The following is a 22,604-nucleotide window of genomic DNA, read 5'->3' on the forward strand; positions in this document are numbered from 1 at the left end:
TACGTGAAGCTAGCCGTTAGCCTTCGTTGTGCAGTTCCAAATCTTCGACTTCATTCTGACTACGCAACGCCTTGGCGTCGTCGTTACGCAGAACTTCCAGATAATCCAGATAGCCTTGATCGACGTCCTTGGTCACGTAAATTCCGTTGAACACTGAACATTCAAACTGAACAATATCTGGGTTGTCTTCACGCGCTGCGTCGATCAGATCCTCGAGATCCTGGAATATCAGTTCATCGGCACCAATAATCTTACAGATCTCATCCACTTCGCGACCATGAGCAATCAGTTCATTAACGCTCGGCATGTCGATGCCGTACACGTTAGGGAAACGAATTTCCGGTGCCGCAGAGGCCAGATAAACACGTTTGGCTCCCGCTTCACGCGCCATTTCCACAATCTGTTCCGACGTTGTACCGCGCACGATGGAGTCATCCACCAGCAGCACGTTTTTATCACGGAACTCGGCACGGTTAGCATTCAGCTTACGACGTACAGATTTCTTACGCGCCTGCTGCCCCGGCATGATAAAGGTGCGGCCAACATAGCGGTTCTTCACGAATCCCTGACGATACGGTTTGTTAATAATGCGCGCGATTTCCAACGCAATATCACACGAGGTTTCAGGGATAGGGATCACAACATCAATATCGAGATCTTCCCACTGGCGCGCAATCTTTTCACCGAGCTTCTGACCCATGCGAACGCGTGCGCTGTAGACCGAAATTTTATCGATGAAAGAGTCTGGGCGAGCGAAGTACACATATTCGAACAGGCACGGGTTGCTCTTTGGATTTTCTGCGCACTGGCGGGTAAACAGTTGTCCTTTTTCCGTAATGTAGATCGCTTCTCCCGGCGCAACATCGCGTAAAAACTCAAAGCCCAGCGTATCCAGCGCAACACTTTCTGACGCTACCATGTATTCACTGCGGCCATCTTCCAGGTCACGTTTACCGATAACCAGCGGACGAATACCGTTAGGATCGCGGAACGCCACCATGCCATGACCGATAATCATGCCAACACAGGCATAGGCACCGCGAATTTGCTGGTGCGTTGCAGCAACAGCCGCAAAAATATTATCGGCTTCCAGCGGGTAATGTTGGAAACGATCCAACTCTCTGGCAAAAATATTCAGCAGAATTTCAGAATCAGACGTGGTGTTAACGTGACGACGCTCCTGCTCGAACAGCTTTTTACGCAGTTCGTGGGCGTTCGTCAGGTTACCGTTATGAGCCAGCGTGATGCCGAACGGAGAGTTAACATAGAAAGGCTGTGCTTCCGAAGCGCTGGAACTGCCCGCCGTCGGATAACGCACATGTCCAAGCCCCATGTTTCCCTGTAAGCGTTGCATGTGCCGCGCCTCAAACACATCTTTCACCAGGCCATTGGCCTTACGCAGGCGAAAACAATTAAAGGCATCGATGGTTACAATACCCGCAGCGTCCTGCCCACGGTGTTGCAACACCGTTAACGCGTCATAAATCGACTGGTTGACCGGTGTAAAACCGGCGATACCGACAATACCGCACATGGTGTCTTTTCCTCATCAGCGCTACCGCAGCGATAAATGCTGCGGCAAGAAACTTGACGTGCTTTGCAGGTAGTCAAAAAACCACCTGATAATATAACTGAACTGCGGGATTAACTGGGACTGCTTCCAGTCATCACTTTGTGAAAAACCGGTGAACGTATCCAGAAAGAATAGCAGTGCGGAAACGATCAGCACCCCGCGCAGCGCACCAAAACAGATGCCCAGAACGCGATCGGTGCCGGATAATCCGGTACGTTCAACCAGTGAACTAATCACATAGTTGACGATAGCTCCCACAATCAACGTTGCAATAAACAGAATGGCAATCGCAATGCCGTTACGCACCAGCTCATCATCAAAACGGGTGAAGTAAACCGCGAGATACGCGTAGTAATGACTGGCAACAAAAAAAGCACATCCCCAGGTTACTAACGACAGCGCTTCACGAACAAACCCCCGGATCAGGCTAACCAGAGCCGAAAATCCGATGATGCCAATAATGACGTAATCAACCCAAACCATGAACTATCCTAATAATGAACGATGCTACCGATAAGCCGCTACGTCATCCTGTTCGCGGCGCATTCTAACAGAAAAAGAAAACGTTTGCGTAGCGTATTTCCGCCGATTTCATCGATAGATAATCAGGCGAAAAAACCAACAATTCTTTACACCTGATTCTATTATCTATCGGTCTCAGCGAACCGAATGCGCTCGCACCTGCCCGCTTAACCCACTCAACTGTTGCAGTTCGCTCAGAGAAGATTCCAGCTTTTGCTTCGAGGCATCCGGCCCGACATAAATCCGCGTAATTTGTCCTGAAACCGGCGTTGACGGTACGGTATACGCGCGATAGCCAGAGAGACGCAGCTTAGCGACAATCTCGTTCACCTTATCCGCATTTTTCAGCGCACCAAGCTGCACAATATAGGCCTGTCCGACAGGCGCTTGCTGCGTCGGTTGCGTTTCAGGCTTCACTTCCGGTTTCGGCTCTGGTTTAGGTTCAGGCTTCGGTTTCACTTCTGGCTTGGGCTCAGGTTTTGGCTGAGGCTTCGGCGTCACAGGCGTTGGCGTCTGAATTGGTGGACGCTCAACCACCACTGGCGGTGCCGTCATGGCTGGCGTATTCGTGCCTGAGCGAGGCGACGATGGTGGCGTGGACGTTTCAGGTGCCTTGGATTCAGGTAATTTAGCTTCCGGCGTTTCGGCTTCCGGGCTGTTCTGCATCGCCGCTCCCGCCCCTTCCGGTGGCTGGCTCGGCAACGACGGGTTCAGCGCAGGCAGCGATTCCATCTCATTGCTGTCGCCCGGTTTCGGGATCAGCGGAATCGAGGCAAACTCATCTTCGTAGTGCTTTTTCTTACCATCCAATAGGCCAGGTAAGACGATCACGCCCAGCGCGACCAGAATGACCGTGCCAACCAATCGATTCTGAAATTTACTCGCCATTCGCCTTCTCCTCATCCAGCGCTTCCATCACATGCGCTACCGTATGAAAAGATCCACACACAATGACGATATCCTGTTCTGTCGCTTCAGACATCGCCTGCTGCCAGGCAGTAACAACATTGGGGAACGACTGGCTGCACGTCAGATGCTCGGCAATCTGCTGCGCCGTTGCGCCACGCGGCCCTTCCAATGGCGCGCAATACCACTCATCCACCAACGGCGTTAAGTAGGCCAGCGTACCCGCGATATCTTTATCCGCCAGCATACCGACCACCGCACGTATTTTTCCGGTTTTTGGCAACGTAGCCAAACGATTTGCCAGATACGCCGCCGCATGAGGGTTATGTGCAACATCAAGAATCAACAACGGTGATTGCTGCACGACCTGAAAACGGCCCGGTAATGCCGCACGCTGTAAGCCTTGACGAATCGCCTCTTCGCTCACATTCAGTGAAGAATAGTGCAGTGCAGCCAATGCCGTAGCGGCGTTCGGCAGCGGAACATTGGGTAAGGGTAAACGCGACAATTCACGCTGTTTATCCTGCCAACTCCACGTCTCACGCTGAACTGAAAATTCCCAGTCTCGACCGCGCCGACGCAGGTGTGCGCCTTTCTCAGCAGCAACATCGGCAATGGTTCCTGGCATATCCGGCTCACCAACGACTGCGGGTCTATCCTGTCGGAATATCCCAGCTTTCTCACGACCGATGCTCTCCCGATCATTACCGAGCCAGTCGGTATGGTCGATCGCAATGCTGGTGACCACAGAGACATCCGCATCCACAATATTGGTGGCATCCAGACGCCCGCCTAATCCCACTTCCAGAATGACGACATCCAGATTCGCTTGTTTGAAGAGTTGCAGCGCCGACAGCGTACCGAATTCAAAATAGGTGAGCGATACCGCCCCCCTTCCTGCTTCGATATCCGCAAACGCTTGAGTATGCTGCGCTTCAGGCAATTCGTTGCCTTGAATACGCACCCGCTCGGTATAGCGAACAAGATGAGGTGAACTGTACACGCCAACCCGCAGGCCTGCGGCCAACAGAATAGATTCCAGCGTACAGCAGGTGGTTCCTTTGCCGTTCGTCCCCGCGACGGTGAAAACCGTGGCAGCAGGCTGTAGCAGTTGAAGATGTTCAGCAACCTGCTTAACGCGTTCCAGACCTAAATCAATGGCCTGAGCGTGCAGATGTTCAAGATAATGAAGCCACGTAACCAAAGGTGACGTGGCTTGAGGTATTTGAAGAGTATCCATGAGTCCCGTTCACTGGCTTACGGTTCATTGCAGGCAGAGCGTGCACATTACAACGCAGTCGAGAACGACGTGGTCGAATGCCACACGCCCAGCCCATCATGTCAATTATGCGTCATCCTGTGATGATTCAGACGGCGCATCGCTGCGGATTTCCACGTCATCGTTGCCCGGTTCTGGGTGATTCGTCAGTTTGGCAAGAATAGTGGCCAGCTTGTAGCGCATTTCCGGACGACGAACGATCATATCAATCGCCCCTTTCTCAATCAGGAATTCACTACGCTGGAAGCCCGGCGGCAGTTTTTCACGCACGGTTTGTTCGATAACGCGTGGGCCAGCAAAACCAATCAACGCTTTCGGTTCAGCAATGTTCAGATCGCCCAGCATCGCCAGACTCGCAGAAACGCCGCCCATGGTTGGATCGGTCAGTACGGAAATATAAGGCAAGCCGCGCTCACGCATTTTCGCCAATGCCGCACTGGTTTTCGCCATTTGCATCAGCGACATCAGCGCTTCCTGCATACGCGCCCCGCCACTGGCGGAGAAGCACACCAGCGGGCAACCATCTTCCAGTGACTGCTCAACGGCACGCACAAATCGCGCCCCGACGACGGACGCCATTGAACCGCCCATGAAAGCGAACTCAAACGACGCGACCACAACCGGCATGCCGTAAAGCGTACCTTTCATGACAACCAGCGCGTCTTTCTCATCGGATTGTTTCTGCGCAGAAACCAGACGATCTTTATATTTTTTGGAATCCCGAAATTTCAGGACATCCTTCGGCTCCAGTTCGCTTCCCAGCTCGACAGTGTTTTCTTTATCCAGAAAAGCCTGTAGACGGGCACGCGCGGAAAGACGCATATGGTGATCGCACTTCGGGCAGACCCCCAGATTGCGTTCCAACTCAGCGCGATAAAGAACCTGACCGCAGCTATCACATTTTGTCCAGACCCCTTCAGGGATGTTTGCTTTACGGGTCGGTGTGATATTGCTTTTGTTAAGAATTCGTTCAATCCAGCTCATTGATAACCTTTCTGCTTGAACCTGGCAAATGCCAGTCCGCTGTTCATGTTATTCCCTGACAACATTGCCAATGAAAAAATGCCTGAGACGCACGACAATCGCGGTACAAAGGCATCGGCACCAAGGGTGTTCCCGAGAACAGACCATAAATGCTGCCCATTAAACCATAACGCTCCGGGACTGTGGATAAAAAACTGGTCAAACCGGATGTTAAAATACTTCACTTATTTCACGTTGCCACGCGAAGCTGCTCTACGGTGACGGGCGATTTCAATAATCCCCGGCAGGATAGACAGAAAAATAATCGCGACAATCAGTAATTTCAGATTTTCCTGCACGACCGGCAAATCGCCAAACAGGTAGCCCGCATAGGTGAACGACAGTACCCACAGCAATGCACCAATAACATTATAGGCGGCAAAATGCCGATAGCTCATATGCCCCATCCCGGCGACAAACGGCGCAAATGTTCTCACAATCGGGACAAAGCGTGCCAGAATTATCGTCTTGCCACCGTGACGTGTGTAAAACGCATGCGTTTTATCCAGATAGCTGCGGCGAAAAATCTTTGAGTTCGGGTTGCTGAACAACTTCTCTCCGAACAGTCGTCCAATCGTGTAGTTCACTGCATCGCCGGTAATCGCGGCGGCAATCATTAAAAAAACCATCGTATGCACATTCAGATCGTTCGACGGCAGCGCCGCCAACGCCCCTGCGACAAACAGCAGCGAGTCCCCCGGTAAAAACGGTGTCACCACCAGCCCTGTCTCACAGAACAGGATCAGGAACAAAATGGCATAAACCCAGACACCATATTGCGCCACCAGTTCCGCCAGGTGGACGTCAATGTGCAGAATAAAATCAATAATAAACTGTATGAACTCCACCACAACATCTTCTCCCAAGAATGTATACCAAACGCACGCGGTCGATATACGCAAGGCAGCCGCACCATCCGTGTTGCCTTGCGTATAGCACGCTAACTCGTATCGTCCTTATCACGCATCGCACACGGCTTTTTGATTTATAGCCATCCGGCAGCATGCAATGCGCAAAAAACGCACTCGTTACAGCAAAAACATCAATCTGCTAAAAAGAGCGGCCCCATCGTAGGCTGCGGCAAAGCAAAGCGCGTCGGGTAATCTACCGCCACCAAGTACAGCCCTTCTGCTCGGGCCGTTGCGCCTGCCAGCGTACGATCTTTGGCTACCAGCAGTTCTGCAATCCACGACTCGGGACGATTGCCACACCCGACGTCCATCAGGCTACCAACGATGTTGCGCACCATATGGTGGACGAATGCATTGGCCTTAATATCTACCACGATATAGTCACCGTGACGTGTAACCTTTAAATGATTTACATTGCGCCACGGCGTGCGCGACTGGCACTGAACCGCACGAAAAGAGGTGAAATCATTTTCCCCCAGCAGACACTGTCCGGCGCGTTCCATCCGTTCCACATCTAGCGGATGATAAAAATGCGTCATACCGTGCGAGAGCACCGCAGGGCGATAGCGGTGATTATAGATAACATAACGGTAGCGACGTGCTGTTGCGCTAAAGCGTGCATGGAAATCTTCATCTACCGTTTTCACCCAGCGCACGGCAATGTCCGGCGGTAAATTCGCATTCACGCCCATCGTCCAGGCGGCATCTTTTCTGATCGCCTGCGTGGTGAAATGCACGACCTGCCCAGTGCCGTGAACCCCGGCATCGGTTCTTCCGGCACAAAACACTTCTATCGGTTCATCCGCGACTTTGCTCAGCGCCTTTTCAAGACAGGCCTGTACGCTAGCGACATCATTCTGACGCTGCCAGCCATAATACTGGCTACCGTCATACTCAATGCCTAGCGCAATTTTCAGCGAAGCACGTTCGTTTTCCGCAACGGCGGTGGCTTGAATAGCCGCCGCCTGAGTGGTTTCCGACATTACCCAAGATACTCCTGCACCAGACATTCTGCCGTTGCCACTGCCATCAGCGCGCCGCCAAAGCGAGCGTTATCGGCAACGGACCAGAATTGCAGCAGCTCAGGAATACCGTAATCATTACGCAGACAGCCGACGCTCAGTTGGCCATTGCCGGAAGCATCACCCACCTGCGTCGGGTAATCCTGCTCATCGCTGACTTCAATATTTCCGGCATTGAGCAGCTCGTCACGCGCCTCTTCCGCAGACAGCGGACGCAGCGATTCAAGATGAACAACCTGAGCGTGACCATAGAACACAGGGGATTGAATGCAGGTCACTGAAACGGGTAGGCCTTCATCCTGCAAGACTTTACGCACCTGATCGACCAGGCTGCGTTCTTCACGCACGCTGCCCGCGTCATCCGGCAGTAAGGGCAACAGATTGAACGCCAATTGTTTCGGGAACAACCCTGCTTCGGGCGGAATACCATTCAGCAAGCGGGCACTTTGCCCAGCCAGATCGTCTATCGCCGCTTTACCGTGTGCGGAAACTGACAGCATATTGACGACATGCAGACGCGAAAGCCCAGCAGCATCGGTCAACGGTTTAATCGCCGTCAGCAGTTGGCTGGTCAGGCTATCCGCCACCGCAACAATATTGCGGTTACGGTAATCCGCCAGCGTATGCGTATTCACGCCAGGCACCACTAGCGGCACATCCGGCTCCAGCGCAAACAGGCCGCTGCTGTCGATAACCAGACAACCCGCATCCCCTGCTGCTTCGGCATAGCGAGCGCTGGCATCTTGCCCGGCGACAAAAAACGCCAACTGCGCCTGTGACCAGTCAAAATCAGCCACATCCGTGACCAGACAGGATTTGCCGTTAAAACGTATGGTTTCACCCGCGCTACGTTCGCTGGCCAGCGGATACAGTTCACCCACTGGGAATTCGCGTTCCTGCAATAATTCCAGTAACGCCGTGCCTACTGCGCCCGTTGCGCCCAGCAGAGCGATATTCCAGCCGTCAGACATTTGGTTCTCTCCCAAATTTTGAATGAAACACAAATAATGGAGGAAACCGACAGACGATAGCGACATCGTTTGTCAGTTCCTGAATAAAAAAGGATCATACTCGCGCAACACCGTCGCAAGAGGAGCGCCGCTAGCGTGTGCCCCGCACCGACGCGGTGAATCCCAGCGCGTTCAGACAATCTGCGCTCTCAGCATCGGCACAGATGACATGGAGTGACGACCATTCGCGTCGTTCCTGATAATGTTTACGCAGGCGATCGAACTCGCCTTCCTGATGCGCAACATGGCGTAACAGCGCATCGTCTCGGCGCACATCATACACCAGATGCACCAGACGTTTTAGCAACGCCTCATCCACTGGCGCAGTTAATGTCACTTCAGCATAGTCTGGCACAGGTAAAAGCGATGAAAGCGCGATCTGCTGCGGAGTTCCGATAAACTCGCTCCACGCCTCAAAGACCTGAGTGGTACCGCGCGCTTTGCCTTCCAACGTATAACCGGCGATGTGCGCCGTGCCAATGTCTACTCGCGCCAGCAGATCGGTCGATAGCGCAGGTTCTGGCTCCCACACATCAAGAATTACGCTGAGTTTTTTACCCTGTTGCAGCGCCTCAAGCAGTGCAGCATTATCCACCACCGGGCCACGGCAGGCGTTAATCAGGATACGTCCGTCCGCAAACGCGTTCAGTACGGCGGCATCAACCAGATGATGAGTACGGTACGGACCGTCGAGATACAGCGGCGTATGCAGCGTCAGAATGTCGGCATCACGCACCAGCGTTTCCAGCGGTAGGAAATCACCCGCCTCCCCGCGGTCGGCACGCGGCGGATCGCACAACAGCGTTTTCACACCCCAGGCTTTCAGGCGTGCATCAAGACGCCGACCAACATTCCCCACGCCGACAATACCGACAGTTTTATCACGCAGTTGAAAACCATCACGCTCGGCCAACATCAGCAAAGAAGAAAACACGTACTCTACGACCGCAATGGCATTACAACCGGGGGCGGCAGAAAACGCGATGCCGTTAGCGTTAAGCCAGGACTCATCAACATGATCGGTGCCTGCCGTCGCGCTGCCGACAAATTTTACCGCTGTGCCAGACAGCAGATCTGCGTTCACCTTCGTGACCGATCGCACCATCAGCGCATCAGCGCCTGCCAGCAGATCGCGCGGCAAAGGGCGTCCTGGTACGGCCTGAACGTCACCCAAACGGCTGAAAAGCTCGCGGGCATACGGCATATTCTCATCAACCAGAATCTTCATTCTCTTCTCCGGTAACCTGTAGCCAGCAAAAAAGCGGGGAGATATTTTGCCACCGAATGGGGCAGAAACCCAAGGCAATTACGATGCAATCCCTTTCCTCCATCGGTTCACGTCGCTATCGTAACGTCATCGTTCTCACGATAGACTGCAATTTACCGTAGCCAAACCATACCTCTTGAAGGATAGACTGGGTTGATCGTCGTCACGTGGCTCTGCTATGTTGTTTGCCATTGCGGCACTTGCCCATTTTTATCAACCAGACTGGCAACCGATACATTTTCCGTCTGGTCTCCTACGAGAAACCCAACGTTGAACGCTCTATTTCCCACCATCGCCGTCCTGATCTGGTCAGTTAACGTCATCGTCAACAAACTTTCCGCGAGCGTCATCGATCCCGCTGCCATTTCATTTTACCGCTGGCTGTTGGCGTTCCTCGTCATGACGCCATTCATGCTACCAGCCCTGCGCCATCATGCAGCAACCATTCGCCAGAACGCATGGAAACTGTTGGTGTTGGGTCTGCTCGGCATGGTGTTGTATCAAAGTCTGGCCTACTACGCCGCGCACACGATCAGCGCCGTAATGATGGGGATCATGGGGTCGCTTGTGCCGCTACTCACCGTCTTGCTCAGCATTCCTCTGCTACGCGTGGCACCCACGCTGGGTGTGCTGCTCGGAAGCCTACTGTCGCTGGCAGGCATTGTCTGGCTGATTGGCGAAGGGCATCCCGAACAGATTCTGGCGCAAGGCATCGGCCCCGGTGAATTTATGATGTTTTGTGCCGCGTTGTCGTATGCACTCTATGGCGTGTTAACCAAACGCTGGAGCATCCCGTTGCCCAACTGGGTATCGCTCTATGTACAAATTGCCTTTGGCGTGGTGGTGCTGATTCCTAATTTCTTGCTGACGGACAATGTCGAGCTCAATGGTCAAAATCTGCCGCTGGTCATTTTCGCCGGCATCATGGCCTCCATTATTGCGCCTTTTCTCTGGATTCAAGGGGTGATGCGTCTGGGAGCCAGCAAAGCCGCCATCTTTATGAACCTGACGCCAATCTTTGCGGCAGTGATTGCGATTGGTTTTTTACACGAACCGTTACACCATTATCATCTGGTTGGCGGGGGCATTACGCTACTTGGCGTTATCCTCGCCCAGCGTTTGCGCGTCCCGTTAGGGCGAACCTCGAGTGATTAGTGCGTTTTAGGCGACGCATGACTATCGGCCGCCACGGGAGATTGCTATGATTCATTTCAATCATGACGGCAGTGAGGATAACCGATATGCAACCTGTAAGTGGCCCAGGTGCCCCGCTGCCCGGCGAACGTGCGGTTACGCCGACAACCACATCGTCAACCTCATCTGCATCCTCTAACGCCGCAGGTTCCAGCAGCGGCGATCGGCCGCTGACGCTGGCACAGCGCACGACGCTGGAAAATCTGGTGCTTAAAGTTGCCGCACTGACAACGTCAAAGGCGGCAGAAGTCTGGACGACGGTAAAACAGGGATTAGGGCTGGCTGAGAATAATGAACTGCAGTCCCGCCACTACCAGCCGGCCGAGCAGATACTTCAGACGCGTCTAACGCAGGCGCAAGATAACAGTGGCCGTCAGCCGTTGCTCCAGCGCCTGACAGAGATGCTGCCTCAGGGCAATAATCGTCAGGCAGTCAGTGATTTCATCCGTCAACAGTTCGGCAGCACCACGCTAAGCGCGCTGAGTAAAACGCAGCTACAGCAGGTGGTTACATTGCTACAAAATGGGCAAATTCCGCAGTCAACGGCACCGGCCTCAACGCCGCAAGCGGCTCAGGCTCCTAATTCGCCCGAACGTCCGCTTTCTCCAGTTGAACAGCGCAGCTTGAATCAGTTAGTCACCCGGCTAGCAACCATGACAGGGGAACAACCTGCGAGAGTGCTGAGTAATCTGATGACGATGCAGAATCTTACCCCTGGCGACGCCATCCCGTTCAAGCATCTGCCTCTGCTAACACAGTTCCTGCAAGCACAAGTTGAGTTGCAACAGACGCAGACGCTGCTTCGCACCACGTTGACGCCACAGGGAACGCCGACCAATACGGGAACGGCTGGGGCACATCAGGAACCGCCGACAGCCAACACAACCAATACGGCTAACGCGACAAATACAAATTCAGCGTCAACAGCCACGCTCTCATCATCACAGCCACTGCCAACGCAGAATACCCAGCTTTCCCCGAACCTTGCTCCGTTGCAGGCCCTGTTACAACAGCCGATGACCGCGCAGGAACAGCAATTATTGATAGATTACACACAGAATCGCTTCAATATCAGCTTGCAAACCCCGTTGACGCCGATGCAGGTCAGCGATCTGCTGACGTTCCTGTTTACGCAACGAATTCAGCGCTCACAGGAAACTGACTGGACGACGACCTCGCAGTTGCTGCCCCCGCTGTTTAACCCGTTGATTGCATCGCTACCGCTCAGTTGGCAATCCCTGTTCCATAAACCGATGTTTCTGGTGATTGTCAGCACCTGCGTGGCTGCGTTTCTGCTCTGGGTGTTGCTGTAGCGCAAAATTAGTCTGCACAATACGTGTTAAACCCAACCACACCACGATAGTACACCTTAATCACGCAACTCAGCTTTCTTCCCATCTAAGGAGACAGGATGACTCTTGAGCCAAACATTGCTGAACTCGTCAATACGTTTATCCGTAATGGTCGCCCTTCAGTAAAAAATCAAACGTTGGCAGAACGCCGTGAAGGATATATCGCCAGTACCGTGCTGGCAGGAGAGGCACCTCCTGGCGTCAATTGTGAAGAGATAAATTGGCAATCACTCACACTGCGGCTTTACACGCCACCGACCGCACAGCCACACGCTTCTGCTGTAATTTACTATCATGGTGGATGTTTCGTCAGCGGTGGGTTCGCCACACACGATTGCCAATTACGACATATCGCCTTTCACAGCGGCTGTAAAGTCATTGCAGTACAGTACCGTTTAGCCCCAGAACATCGCTACCCGGCTGCACATGATGATGCCTACCATGCTGCTAAAATGATCCATGAACGCGCCAGCATGCTGGATATCGATCCCGACAATATCATCTTGATGGGTGACAGTGCTGGAGGCCACCTAGCGTTAGTGACTGCCATACGGTTACGCGATCGCGGTACATTCAAACCCTGCGGACAAATCCTGATCTACCCCATGCTGGATGCCACAGCCAGCAGCGATAGTTACCGTACAAATGGCAAAGATTATGTCATTACACGAGAAACATTGGTGAGTGGATATGAAGCCTATTTTGATTCCTTGACTCCCAATCATTGCGAAGCCAGCCCGGCAATGCACAGCCCATTATCGGGTTTGCCGTCAACGCTGATAATTACAGCGGAATATGATCCGCTGCGAGACGAAGGAGAAGCATTGTTCCGCACGCTAACCGAGCAGGGTGTCAATGCACAATGCCGGCGCTATTTGGGGGTTATTCACGGTTTTTTCCAGCTTGGGGGCATCAGTCAGGCGGCAAAAGACGCAATGCAGGATGTCACTACCGCAATCAAAAAATGGACAGTACCTCTTCCATAACAGAACCTCACACTAATTGAACACCATCCCAAAAACAAAACCCCGCGGCTTGCGCCTGCGGGGTTTTTATTACTTTTCATAATAATACGCGGGTGAAAAACCGATTATTTATCGAGTTTTCTCATCACCAGCGTCGCGTTCGTACCACCGAAACCGAAGCTGTTAGACATCACCGTGGTCAGTTTACGTTCCGTCGGTTCGGTCACGATATTCAGGCCAGCAGCCTGCTCGTCCAGATTTTCCACGTTGATGCTCGGTGCAACAAAGCTGTGTTCCAGCATCAGCAGAGAGTAAATGGCTTCCTGAACGCCAGCAGCCCCCAGAGAGTGACCGGTCATCGCTTTCGTCGCGGAGATAGCTGGTGAGTTATCACCAAACACTTCACGAATTGCGCCCAGTTCCTTCACATCACCAACTGGCGTAGACGTACCGTGAGAGTTCAGGTAATCGATCGGGGTATCCACACCGTTCATCGCCATCTTCATGCAGCGAACCGCACCTTCACCGGATGGGGCAACCATATCCGCACCGTCAGACGTCGCGCCGTAGCCAACTACTTCTGCGTAAATGTGCGCACCGCGTGCCAGCGCGTGTTCCAATTCTTCTACCACGACCATACCGCCGCCGCCTGCAATCACGAAACCATCGCGACCTGCATCATAAGTACGGGAGGCTTTTTCTGGCGTCTCATTGTATTTGGTAGACAGTGCGCCCATCGCATCAAACTCACAGGCGAGTTCCCAGCACAGCTCTTCAGCACCACCCGCGAACACGATGTCTTGTTTGCCCATCTGAATTTGCTCAACCGCGTTACCGATGCAGTGCGCGGAAGTCGCACAGGCAGAGCTGATCGAGTAGTTCACACCGTGAATTTTGAACGGCGTTGCCAGACACGCAGATACCGCAGAACCCATTGATTTAGTCACAACGTAAGGGCCAACGGCTTTCAGGCCACGCGGGCTACGCATCGCGTCAGCACCAAATACCTGATAGCGAGCAGAACCACCGGAACCCGCAATCAGGCCAACGCGTGGGTTATTCTGATAAACCTCATCAGACAGCCCAGAATCTTGAATCGCCTGCTCCATAGATAAGTAGGCATAAATCGACGCATCACTCATAAAACGCACAACTTTGCGGTCGATGAGGCCAGTGGTGTCCAGTTTGACATTACCCCAGACGTGACTACGCATGCCGGAATCTTTCAGCTCTTGAGAAAAAGTAATGCCCGAGCGGCCTTCCCGCAATGATGCCAGAACTTCCTGCTGGTTATTACCAATGCTTGATACGATCCCCAGGCCAGTAATCACTGCACGTTTCATTTAATACCTCTTCTTCCACTTATAAAGTTTGGGATTTCGCTTCGCACTTTAGCGTACAGTTGTAAGCTGAACAAGTCCGATCAGCCGAACTATCGCGAAATTATTGCTAAATTTGCACCACGATCTCCAGCCCGTTAAAATCTCGCCATCACTTGAATAATGAGCTTTTGCCGTGGCGAACCTCCCCATCCAACACGCGTCGTTAAGTTGGAACACTCAGGGTACACCTGTATCGCAACAGTTTGATGACGTCTATTTTTCGAATCAGGATGGGTTAGCAGAAACCCGTTATGTGTTTTTACAGGGTAATCAGCTTTCTGAACGCTTCACTACGCACCCGCGTACAAACTGCGTGATAGCGGAGACTGGCTTTGGCACCGGCCTGAATTTTCTCACGCTGTGGCAAGCCTTTGCTCACTTTCGTCAACAGCAGCCGCAGGCAACACTACGACACTTGCATTTCATCAGCTTCGAGAAATTCCCCCTGCGCCGGCACGATCTGGCGGCTGCACACGCACAGTGGCCGGAGCTAGCAGAATTCGCAGATGAATTACGCCAGCAATGGCCGTTAGCGCTACCGGGCTGTCACCGTCTGATTCTGGCGCAAGGCAGCATCACGCTCGATTTATGGTTTGGTGACGTTAATGTCTTGCTGCCAGAGCTGGATGACACTCAAAACCATCAGGTTGACGCCTGGTTTCTGGACGGCTTTGCGCCCTCTAAAAATCCCGATATGTGGACGGAGAATCTGTTTCAGACGATGGCGCGCCTGTGTCGTAAAGGAGGCACATTCGCTACCTTTACCGCCGCAGGCTTTGTGCGTCGCGGCCTGCAACAGGCAGGTTTTCACGTTAGTAAAGTCAAAGGATTTGGGCAAAAGCGCGAGATGCTTAGCGGCATGCTGCCCGATGCACTTCCCGTCCCCTCGCCGACACCGTGGTACGCGCGCCCTGCTGCCAGCACGACTGACGATATTGCGATTATCGGCGGCGGTATCGCCAGCGTGCTTACGGCACTGGCTCTGCAACGGCGCGGCGCAAACGTCACGCTCTACTGTGCAGAGTCACAGCCTGCCACTGGCGCATCCGGCAATCGTCAGGGCGCGCTGTATCCTCTGCTGAATAACCGGCACGACGCCGTATCCCGATTTTTCTCGCTCGCCTTTGACTTCGCCCACCGTAGCTACACGGCGCTGGCGCAGCAAGGTCTGGAATTTGAACATCAGTGGTGCGGCGTCAGCCAGCTTGCCTGGGATGAAAAGAGCACGCGTAAGATCGAGCAGATTCTGCAAGGGGAATGGCCGGAAGAACTGGTCGTTAGCGTGGATGCACAGCAATTGGAAAAGCAGAGCGGCCTGAATCCCGGCGTAAATGGCATCACCTACCCCGACGGCGGCTGGCTGTGTCCGGCAGAACTGACAGCCGCTGCGTTGAAGCTGGCACAGCAACACGGCCTGTCGGTACAGATGAATGCCGCCGTTTCAGCACTGGAAAAAACGGACAAAGGCTGGGCGCTCACTCTACGCACGGGTCAGCAAGTCAGCCATGCGGTCGTGGTGCTGGCAAACGGTCACCAGATTACCGACTGGTCACAAACCCGCCACTTACCCGGCTACGCCGTGCGTGGGCAGGTCAGCCATATTCCGACTAACCCTGTGCTGGGGCAGCTAAAGCAGGTGCTGTGCTACGACGGCTACCTGACGCCAGCGAGCCCGCAGCATCAAACACACTGCATCGGGGCAAGCTACCTACGGGGCGAAGCCCATTGTGATTATCGGGAAGAAGAACAGCAGGAGAACCGGCAGCGCCTGCTGAATTGCTTGCCCAACGCAGATTGGACCAAGACAGTCGATGTCAGCGGCGGGCAGGCTCGTCAAGGTGTCCGTTGTGCGTTGCGCGATCATCTGCCGCTCTTAGGCGCGGTGCCAGATTATGATCAAACGCTGGCAGAGTATGAAGATCGACTGCATCCACAGCACCGTACTGACACGGTACCAAGCGCACCTTATTGGCAGGATCTGTTTATTATCGGTGCATTAGGATCGCGCGGGCTTTGTTCTGCCCCACTTGCGGCAGAAATTTTAGCTTCGCAGATGTACGGCGAACCTCTACCGCTGGATCGCGATACGCTATCCGCGCTAAATCCAAATCGCTTCTGGATAAGGAAACTGCTGAAAGGCAAACCCGTGACGCAGGATTAATGGATAAGAGGATGTGCTGGCTTGGCTAAGCCAGCACCGACAAATTAGCGGTTAGCACCGATGAAATCAGTGCGTGCTGTTTTGCGCTTGCTGGAACAAACGTTCCCACATTCCGTTAACCAGCACCTGATCCGGCGGTGACAGTTCACCGTTTTTGATCGCGTTATTAATGCTGTCGCTGACGCGCACATGCAGTGCTTCAAGCGTGTGTTCCCCGTTCTCTTCCGCTTCGGCGACTGACACTGTCAGATGACCACGTAAATAGCCACCGGCAAAAAGCTCATCGTCGCTGGCATGCTCTACCATGTCATCAATCAGCGCCAGAATGCGCGTTTCAAATTCTGCGATCATTTCTTATCCTCAAATTTTTTGCAGTTCCCGCTCATCACAGATCGGCTGGATACGGGAAGCTCGCCGCCGTCAGCGGTGGCGTATTGTAAAACGATTGTAGCGCACGAATAAAGCTCGCCGGACGCGCGGGAACACCTTCGTCCAGATACTGCATCACTTGTGCATGCACACGTCGTTGGAAATCAATACGGTCCGGCTCGCAATCGCCGTTCAGGTTGTCGCAACTGACGTTAAACGGAAAGCCTGCCGCGACGCAAAACAGCCAGTCGAAGGCTTGAGGCTTAATTTCCACCACTTCAAACTGGCTTTGCGTCGTGGCATCACGGCCATCCGGGCAGTACCAATAGCCGAAATCGACCTGCAAACGCCGCTGTGCACCAGCAATGCACCAGTGAGAAATCTCGTGCAGCGCGCTGGCATAAAAACCGTGGGCAAACACAATCCGATGATACGGGATCTCATCATCTGCTGGCAGATAAACAGGCTCATCGTCGCCTTTTACCAGACGGGTATTATATTCGTCGCCAAAGCAATCATTAAAGATATCAATCAGTTGTTGATAATGGTGCGTCGTTGTCATGTTATCTATTGTTATCATAAAATTGTTATCATAAAAGCTGTCCCAGCCAGGCAGCAATCGCATGCCCATGACTGTCATAAATCAGCTTGCCGCTCATGATAGCGGAAACCAACACCAGCATAGGACGGATCAGCTTTTGCCCTTTCGTCATCACCATTCTGGCACCAAGCCGCGCACCGAGGATCTGTCCGATCAGCATCACTCCCCCAACCACCCAGACGACTTTTCCGCTGAGCATAAAAAACAACAGCCCACCGAAGTTAGAGGTAAAGTTCAGGATTTTGGCATTCGCCGTCGCTTTTGCCAGGTTGAAACCAGACAGAGTGACAAAGGCCAGCGCATAAAACGACCCGGCACCGGGACCGAAGAAACCATCATAAAAGCCGACACAGCCGCCTGCCACAATCGCAAACGGAAGTGGCGACAGGCGACGCTGCCGATCTTCATCGCCGATTTTGGGCGTGAGTAAAAAGTAGAGACCGATGCCAATGATGAGAAACGGCAACAGTTGGCGTAGAAAATCGGCATGGATTTGCTGAATCAACCAGGCACCAAAGGTCGAGCCGACAAACGTCAGCGCAATAGCCAGTTTCTGCTCACCCAGATTCACCGCACGACGACGAATGAAATACAGGCTGGCAGAAAAAGATCCACCGACTGCCTGAAGTTTATTCGTTGCCAACACCTGCGCCGGGGACAAACCCGCCGCCAGCAAGGCAGGGATCGTCAATAACCCACCGCCACCGGCAATCGAATCAATAAACCCTGCCAACGCCCCGACAAAAAACAGCACGGCCAGCATTTCTGGCCCAAGAACTAACCAATCCATCGCTATTCGTTATCTCGCGGCAAAATGTCTGTCGAGCAATGCCTGACAAGAAGGCGGCAACGGTGGTGGTGTCGTTTTCTCTGGGGCTTCGCTGCTCGGTTGCTTCGGCTGGAACCAACTGGTTAACTCAGCGCCGCATCCGTCCCCGATAGGGGGATCACTCTGTTCCTGACATTCCAGGCTATCTGCCGGACAGCGCAAACGAACATGCATATGCGCACGATGCGCAAACCAAGGACGGACTTTACGTAACCAGTCACGATCGTGACCGGCTTCGGCACACAGTTGTTTTTTAATCGCCGGATTAACAAAAATACGCGTCACGTCGCTATCCAGTGCAGCGGTCTTGATCAACGCGGTGACTTCTGGCCGCCAAACACGCGGATTAACACTCAGCCCGCTGGCGTTAACCAAATCGATAGGCTGCGGTTTCAGCAACTGTTGTTCACTCCAGCGCTGCCTAGGTAATTGCAGCCAGATGTCCACATCCAGCCCGGATTGGTGACTGGCGTGCCCGCTGCTGAAACGTCCACCGACAGGCATTCCCATATCGCCCACCAGCACATTACCCGATGTCGTGCGCTTCACCTCGGTGCTCAGGCGCTGAATGAACGCCAAAAGGTCGGGGTGACCAAAATAGCGCCGCTGGTCGGTACGCATCACCTGATAGTCCAAAGACTGCAACGGTAACGGTTGGGCACCGATGATACAGCCATTGGAAAAGCTACCGATTGACTGTGCCGTACCCGCAACCGGATGCGCAATCTCCTGCCAAGGCGTTTTCGCCCACGTGGCATTTGACAACAACGATGCACTCAGCGCCAGCGCGAGAACCCCGATTAACCCTTGTTTCATTATTTTTACCAGCGAGGAACTTGACTGTTCACATCCCCACACTGTGCGCGTTGGCGCAACAGGTGATCCATTAACACAATCGCCATCATGGCCTCGGCAATCGGCACTGCGCGAATCCCGACACACGGGTCGTGACGTCCGCGCGTCACCATTTCCGTCGCTTCCCCCTGACGGTTAATCGTTTTCCCCGGCACCATAATGCTGGAGGTCGGTTTCAACGCCAGATGCGCTATGATGTTCTGCCCGCTGCTGATCCCACCCAAAATGCCGCCAGCATGATTGCTCTGGAAACCTTCCGGCGTGATTTCGTCACGGTTTTCGCTGCCATGCTTGGTGACAACCGCAAAGCCATCGCCAATTTCAACACCCTTCACCGCGTTGATGCTCATCAGCGCGTGAGCCAGATCGGCATCCAGACGGTCAAAGACCGGTTCGCCTAACCCAACAGGCACCGATTCCGCTATGACGCTGACCTTCGCACCAATGGAATCACCCTCTTTTTTCAGCGCGCGCATCAGTTCATCCAAGGCGTCCAGCTTGTCGATATCCGGGCAAAAGAACGGGTTTTGCTCAACCTGTTCCCAATCTTTCAGCTCGCAGGTGACATCGCCAATCTGTGACAGATAGCCACGCACCTTCACACCATGTTGCTGTTGCAGATATTTCTTCGCAATCGCCCCCGCAGCAACGCGCATCGCGGTTTCGCGCGCGGAAGATCGACCACCGCCACGGTAATCACGCTGGCCGTATTTTTGCTCATAGGTGTAATCGGCATGACCGGGGCGAAAGACGTCTTTAATCGCGCCGTAATCCTGAGAACGTTGATCGGTGTTTTCAATCAACAGGCCAATGCTGGTGCCTGTTGTCACCCCCTCAAACACGCCGGACAGAATCTTGACCTGATCGGGCTCGCGTCGCTGCGTCGTATAGCGAGATGTCCCCGGACGGCGGCGATCCAAATCATGTTGCAGATCCGCTTCCGTCAGCGGGATACCCGGCGGTACGCCATCAACAATACATCCCAGAGCAATACCGTGGGATTCACCAAATGTAGTGACGCGGAAAAATTGCCCAATACTGTTGCCTGCCATCACAACTCCTTCACATGTGTTCTGTTTCCGTCTTAACGTCAAACGGTAAGGCGGATGAATATCGTTATGACCGTTTAATCGCGGTAAGCGCTAAAATGATCTTTGCAATCAACCAACTGTGACTGGGTTAGCATAAACACGCCATCACCGCCGTTATCAAACTCCAGCCAGGTGAACGGAATCTCTGGATATTGATCGATCAGGTGCACCATGCTGTTACCCACTTCGCAAATCAGCACGCCGTCATCGCTAAGGTAATCTGGCGCACAAGCCAGAATACGGCGAACCAGATCCAGACCGTCGTTGCCCGCCGCCAGCCCCAGTTCAGGCTCAAAACGGAATTCCTGCGGCAGATCGGACATATCTTCTTCATCGACATACGGCGGATTGGTCACGATCAGATCATAGCGAATGGCGGGTAAATCGCGGAACAGGTCAGAGCGAATCGGCGTCACGCGGTATTCCAGACCGTGCTGCTGAATATTTTGCTCGGTCACCGCTAGCGCATCACTGGAGATATCGACTGCATCGACTTCTGCTTCGGGAAACGCCTGAGCGCAGGCAATAGCAATACAACCGCTGCCGGTACACAGATCCAAAATATGGTTTGGTGCTTTCGGCAGTTGCTCGTCAAAATAGTTATTGATTAGCTCACCGATGGGAGAGCGCGGCACCAACACGCGTTCGTCAATGTAAAATTCCAGGCCGCAGAACCAGGCTTTGTTGGTCAAATAGGCGACCGGGATACGCTCATTAACACGGCGGATCACGCGTTCAACAATGCGCTGCCGTTCACTGGTGATCAAACGAGACGTATACATATCTTCAGGAATATCGAGCGGCAAATACAGGCTAGGCAGTACCAACTGTATAGCTTCATCCCAGGGATTATCCGTCCCGTGACCGTAATAGACGTTAGCTGCGTTAAACCGGCTGACAGCCCAGCGCAACATATCCTGAATAGTATGAAGTTCACTGACGGCCTCATCGACGAAAATTTTGTCCAAGGGTGTCCTCCGCAGACAGTTCTGAATAGGAAATTGGCGCTTAGTTTGCCATGAAGCCCGCGACAAATCAGCAGATATAACCGACTGAACGCGCCCCGATACAGACTTTTATTTAGCGACAGCGGAGAGACAAGGTAAACTGCTCGAATGTTGACGCAAGATGAATGAAAGATGAGTAATAAATATTCGCTGAATGACGACGAATTGCAGCTTTTTCGCACGTCAATCACTGGCACAAAAAAGTTGCGTCAGGATACCTATACCCATAAACCGCTGCGCAGGAAAATAGGCGAATTGCCGGCCAAACGGGCATTGCAGGAACAGGTTGATGCCAGTTTTTATTTTTCGGATGAATTTCAGCCGCAGTTGGATGCAGAAGGCCCGACGCGCTATGTCCGCCCGGGTGCCAGCCATTATGAATTGAAGAAACTGCGACGAGGGGATTATTCACCGGAGCTGTTTCTGGATTTGCACGGCTTGACGCAGCTTCAGGCGAAGCAGGAGCTTGGCGCACTGCTGGCAGCCTGTCGTCGGGAGCACGTTTACTGCGCCTGCGTGATGCACGGGCACGGCAAACATATCCTTAAGCAACAAACACCGCTTTGGCTGGCACAGCACCCTGACGTGCTGGCTTTTCATCAGGCTCCAAAAGAATTTGGCGGGAATGCCGCGCTGCTGGTGTTGGTGGCGCTGGAAGCCCCTTCGCTTGAATAATCCCTGTCATACTCTCGAACGAAAAGGCGTGTAAGTGCATTACACGCCCCGTAGTATTTAGGATATAGCCTACGAATTTAGGGGATCGAAGTTAGCACTCAGGGTTTCGCGGTCAGTTGTGCCGGGCTAACCTGCCAGTGCAAAACACCATTACCGGATTCCCCTTCTATCTTCACGCAGGCAATGGCAGACGTGGCAAACATTGGAGCCGTTTCATTCCGGCATAATTCGGCAACCAGATAGCCCACCAGCGGCAGATGCGAAACGACCAGAACCGCACCAACGCCTTCTCTCGCCAGCGTTTGCAGGTAATAACTCACAAGTTGCGCATCACCGCCGGGCGTCAGTTCATTGAGACAGTCGGCTTCTTCTGGCAAAGGCTGCACTTTTTTCACCACGTCGAGCGTTTGCTGGGCGCGTAAATAAGGGCTCACCAGAACGCGCTCAATATCGATATTTTGCTCATTCAACCAACACGCCATCTGGCGAGACTCATCACGACCACCGGCACTTAATGGCCGAACAGCATCACTTGCTGCATCAAGTACTGCATCACCATGACGCATTATCAACACTTGCATATCACACCGCTATGTTAATGAAATATATG

General features: G+C 53.2%; 22 protein-coding genes. 5 read left to right on the forward strand and 17 right to left on the reverse strand.

Translation table 11 applies throughout. The features are described from left to right. Positions 1–16: 16 nt before the first annotated feature. The 9 genes from purF to pdxB all read right to left on the reverse strand — a co-directional run bounded on the left by purF (position 17) and on the right by pdxB (position 9,474). Positions 17–1,534: an amidophosphoribosyltransferase gene (gene purF, locus A8F97_RS11415; protein ID WP_005969887.1), complete on the reverse strand. Its 1,518-nt coding sequence runs from the start codon at positions 1,532–1,534 to the stop codon at positions 17–19. Between the two features lie 21 nt (positions 1,535–1,555). Continuing rightward, positions 1,556–2,056 (reverse strand): colicin V production protein, encoded by a 501-nt coding sequence (cvpA, locus tag A8F97_RS11420; protein WP_005969889.1) that lies wholly within the window; start codon positions 2,054–2,056, stop codon positions 1,556–1,558. A 174-nt stretch (positions 2,057–2,230) separates the two neighbouring features. Further along, entirely contained in the window at positions 2,231–2,983 is a 753-nt protein-coding gene (gene dedD, locus A8F97_RS11425; RefSeq protein ID WP_033071129.1) for a cell division protein DedD, read from the reverse strand. Then, complete coding sequence (folC, locus tag A8F97_RS11430; protein WP_033071128.1) at positions 2,973–4,241, reverse strand: bifunctional tetrahydrofolate synthase/dihydrofolate synthase; 1,269 nt, start codon at positions 4,239–4,241, stop codon at positions 2,973–2,975. Before folC ends, dedD begins: the two co-directional genes overlap by 11 nt. 105 nt (positions 4,242–4,346) lie before the next feature. After that, the gene (gene accD, locus A8F97_RS11435; protein WP_005969895.1) at positions 4,347–5,264 is read right to left on the reverse strand and encodes an acetyl-CoA carboxylase, carboxyltransferase subunit beta; all 918 of its coding nucleotides are present in this window, start codon (positions 5,262–5,264) and stop codon (positions 4,347–4,349) included. Between the two features lie 224 nt (positions 5,265–5,488). Beyond that, entirely contained in the window at positions 5,489–6,151 is a 663-nt protein-coding gene (locus A8F97_RS11445) for a DedA family protein (protein WP_025919216.1), read from the reverse strand. A gap of 194 nt (positions 6,152–6,345) precedes the next feature. After that, a complete protein-coding gene (gene truA / locus A8F97_RS11450) occupies positions 6,346–7,197 on the reverse strand; it encodes a tRNA pseudouridine(38-40) synthase TruA (protein WP_014699126.1) in 852 nt (283 codons plus the stop codon). Then, the gene (locus A8F97_RS11455; RefSeq protein ID WP_014699125.1) at positions 7,197–8,207 is read right to left on the reverse strand and encodes an aspartate-semialdehyde dehydrogenase; all 1,011 of its coding nucleotides are present in this window, start codon (positions 8,205–8,207) and stop codon (positions 7,197–7,199) included. The genes truA and A8F97_RS11455 overlap by 1 nt, the downstream gene beginning before the upstream one ends. A 130-nt stretch (positions 8,208–8,337) precedes the next feature. After that, positions 8,338–9,474 (reverse strand): 4-phosphoerythronate dehydrogenase PdxB, encoded by a 1,137-nt coding sequence (gene pdxB, locus A8F97_RS11460; RefSeq protein WP_033071127.1) that lies wholly within the window; start codon positions 9,472–9,474, stop codon positions 8,338–8,340. Positions 9,475–9,783: 309 nt separating this feature from the next. Here pdxB and A8F97_RS11465 point away from each other — a divergent pair, with 309 nt between their 5' ends. From A8F97_RS11465 to A8F97_RS11475, 3 genes are all read left to right on the forward strand, one after another. Beyond that, positions 9,784–10,668 carry a DMT family transporter gene (locus tag A8F97_RS11465; protein ID WP_181374901.1) on the forward strand — a complete coding sequence of 295 codons (885 nt, stop codon included), beginning with the start codon at positions 9,784–9,786 and terminating at the stop codon, positions 10,666–10,668. Positions 10,669–10,754: 86 nt separating this feature from the next. Continuing rightward, positions 10,755–12,020 (forward strand): flagella biosynthesis regulator Flk, encoded by a 1,266-nt coding sequence (flk, locus tag A8F97_RS11470; RefSeq protein ID WP_033071126.1) that lies wholly within the window; start codon positions 10,755–10,757, stop codon positions 12,018–12,020. 98 nt (positions 12,021–12,118) lie between these two features. Next, a complete protein-coding gene (locus tag A8F97_RS11475) occupies positions 12,119–13,045 on the forward strand; it encodes an alpha/beta hydrolase (RefSeq protein ID WP_014699121.1) in 927 nt (308 codons plus the stop codon). A gap of 104 nt (positions 13,046–13,149) precedes the next feature. Here A8F97_RS11475 and fabB read toward each other — a convergent pair whose 3' ends face one another. After that, positions 13,150–14,367, reverse strand: coding sequence for a beta-ketoacyl-ACP synthase I (gene fabB / locus A8F97_RS11480; RefSeq protein ID WP_014699120.1), 1,218 nt, complete (start codon positions 14,365–14,367; stop codon positions 13,150–13,152). A gap of 172 nt (positions 14,368–14,539) precedes the next feature. Between fabB and mnmC the strand changes: the two genes are divergently transcribed. After that, on the forward strand, positions 14,540–16,567 hold the full coding sequence (gene mnmC, locus A8F97_RS11485; protein WP_033071125.1) for a bifunctional tRNA (5-methylaminomethyl-2-thiouridine)(34)-methyltransferase MnmC2/FAD-dependent 5-carboxymethylaminomethyl-2-thiouridine(34) oxidoreductase MnmC1: 2,028 nt from the start codon (positions 14,540–14,542) through the stop codon (positions 16,565–16,567). A gap of 66 nt (positions 16,568–16,633) precedes the next feature. Here mnmC and A8F97_RS11490 read toward each other — a convergent pair whose 3' ends face one another. The 6 genes from A8F97_RS11490 to prmB all read right to left on the reverse strand — a co-directional run bounded on the left by A8F97_RS11490 (position 16,634) and on the right by prmB (position 21,280). Continuing rightward, entirely contained in the window at positions 16,634–16,918 is a 285-nt protein-coding gene (locus A8F97_RS11490; RefSeq protein ID WP_010285074.1) for a YfcL family protein, read from the reverse strand. Between the two features lie 34 nt (positions 16,919–16,952). Then, positions 16,953–17,498 carry an elongation factor P hydroxylase gene (locus tag A8F97_RS11495; RefSeq protein WP_025919213.1) on the reverse strand — a complete coding sequence of 182 codons (546 nt, stop codon included), beginning with the start codon at positions 17,496–17,498 and terminating at the stop codon, positions 16,953–16,955. Positions 17,499–17,526: 28 nt separating this feature from the next. Next, positions 17,527–18,327: a sulfite exporter TauE/SafE family protein gene (locus A8F97_RS11500; RefSeq protein ID WP_014699117.1), complete on the reverse strand. Its 801-nt coding sequence runs from the start codon at positions 18,325–18,327 to the stop codon at positions 17,527–17,529. A 9-nt stretch (positions 18,328–18,336) separates the two neighbouring features. Then, entirely contained in the window at positions 18,337–19,182 is an 846-nt protein-coding gene (gene mepA / locus A8F97_RS11505) for a penicillin-insensitive murein endopeptidase (RefSeq protein WP_014699116.1), read from the reverse strand. A 5-nt stretch (positions 19,183–19,187) separates the two neighbouring features. Then, entirely contained in the window at positions 19,188–20,273 is a 1,086-nt protein-coding gene (gene aroC, locus A8F97_RS11510) for a chorismate synthase (protein WP_033071124.1), read from the reverse strand. A 74-nt stretch (positions 20,274–20,347) separates the two neighbouring features. Next, complete coding sequence (prmB, locus tag A8F97_RS11515; protein WP_014699115.1) at positions 20,348–21,280, reverse strand: 50S ribosomal protein L3 N(5)-glutamine methyltransferase; 933 nt, start codon at positions 21,278–21,280, stop codon at positions 20,348–20,350. A gap of 171 nt (positions 21,281–21,451) precedes the next feature. Between prmB and smrB the strand changes: the two genes are divergently transcribed. Beyond that, positions 21,452–21,994 carry an endonuclease SmrB gene (gene smrB / locus A8F97_RS11520; RefSeq protein WP_014699114.1) on the forward strand — a complete coding sequence of 181 codons (543 nt, stop codon included), beginning with the start codon at positions 21,452–21,454 and terminating at the stop codon, positions 21,992–21,994. 98 nt (positions 21,995–22,092) lie between these two features. Here smrB and sixA read toward each other — a convergent pair whose 3' ends face one another. Beyond that, positions 22,093–22,575, reverse strand: coding sequence for a phosphohistidine phosphatase SixA (gene sixA, locus A8F97_RS11525; RefSeq protein ID WP_015729972.1), 483 nt, complete (start codon positions 22,573–22,575; stop codon positions 22,093–22,095). Positions 22,576–22,604 lie beyond the last annotated feature (29 nt).

Origin of the sequence: Pectobacterium parmentieri (assembly GCF_001742145.1) — a bacterium.
Lineage (GTDB): Bacteria > Pseudomonadota > Gammaproteobacteria > Enterobacterales > Enterobacteriaceae > Pectobacterium > Pectobacterium parmentieri.

Bases quoted from the DNA above. Each gene is read 5' to 3' on its own strand.
- mepA (WP_014699116.1), bottom strand. From the start codon at position 19,182: ATGAAACAAGGGTTAATCGGGGTTCTCGCGCTGGCGCTGAGTGCATCG.
- truA (WP_014699126.1), bottom strand. From the start codon at position 7,197: ATGTCGGAAACCACTCAGGCGGCGGCTATTCAAGCCACCGCCGTTGCG.
- fabB (WP_014699120.1), bottom strand. From the start codon at position 14,367: ATGAAACGTGCAGTGATTACTGGCCTGGGGATCGTATCAAGCATTGGT.
- flk (WP_033071126.1), top strand. From the start codon at position 10,755: ATGCAACCTGTAAGTGGCCCAGGTGCCCCGCTGCCCGGCGAACGTGCG.
- folC (WP_033071128.1), bottom strand. From the start codon at position 4,241: ATGGATACTCTTCAAATACCTCAAGCCACGTCACCTTTGGTTACGTGG.
- accD (WP_005969895.1), bottom strand. From the start codon at position 5,264: ATGAGCTGGATTGAACGAATTCTTAACAAAAGCAATATCACACCGACC.
- A8F97_RS11490 (WP_010285074.1), bottom strand. From the start codon at position 16,918: ATGATCGCAGAATTTGAAACGCGCATTCTGGCGCTGATTGATGACATG.
- aroC (WP_033071124.1), bottom strand. From the start codon at position 20,273: ATGGCAGGCAACAGTATTGGGCAATTTTTCCGCGTCACTACATTTGGT.
- purF (WP_005969887.1), bottom strand. From the start codon at position 1,534: ATGTGCGGTATTGTCGGTATCGCCGGTTTTACACCGGTCAACCAGTCG.
- cvpA (WP_005969889.1), bottom strand. From the start codon at position 2,056: ATGGTTTGGGTTGATTACGTCATTATTGGCATCATCGGATTTTCGGCT.
- pdxB (WP_033071127.1), bottom strand. From the start codon at position 9,474: ATGAAGATTCTGGTTGATGAGAATATGCCGTATGCCCGCGAGCTTTTC.
- dedD (WP_033071129.1), bottom strand. From the start codon at position 2,983: ATGGCGAGTAAATTTCAGAATCGATTGGTTGGCACGGTCATTCTGGTC.
- A8F97_RS11500 (WP_014699117.1), bottom strand. From the start codon at position 18,327: ATGGATTGGTTAGTTCTTGGGCCAGAAATGCTGGCCGTGCTGTTTTTT.
- A8F97_RS11475 (WP_014699121.1), top strand. From the start codon at position 12,119: ATGACTCTTGAGCCAAACATTGCTGAACTCGTCAATACGTTTATCCGT.
- A8F97_RS11455 (WP_014699125.1), bottom strand. From the start codon at position 8,207: ATGTCTGACGGCTGGAATATCGCTCTGCTGGGCGCAACGGGCGCAGTA.
- sixA (WP_015729972.1), bottom strand. From the start codon at position 22,575: ATGCAAGTGTTGATAATGCGTCATGGTGATGCAGTACTTGATGCAGCA.
- smrB (WP_014699114.1), top strand. From the start codon at position 21,452: ATGAGTAATAAATATTCGCTGAATGACGACGAATTGCAGCTTTTTCGC.
- A8F97_RS11495 (WP_025919213.1), bottom strand. From the start codon at position 17,498: ATGACAACGACGCACCATTATCAACAACTGATTGATATCTTTAATGAT.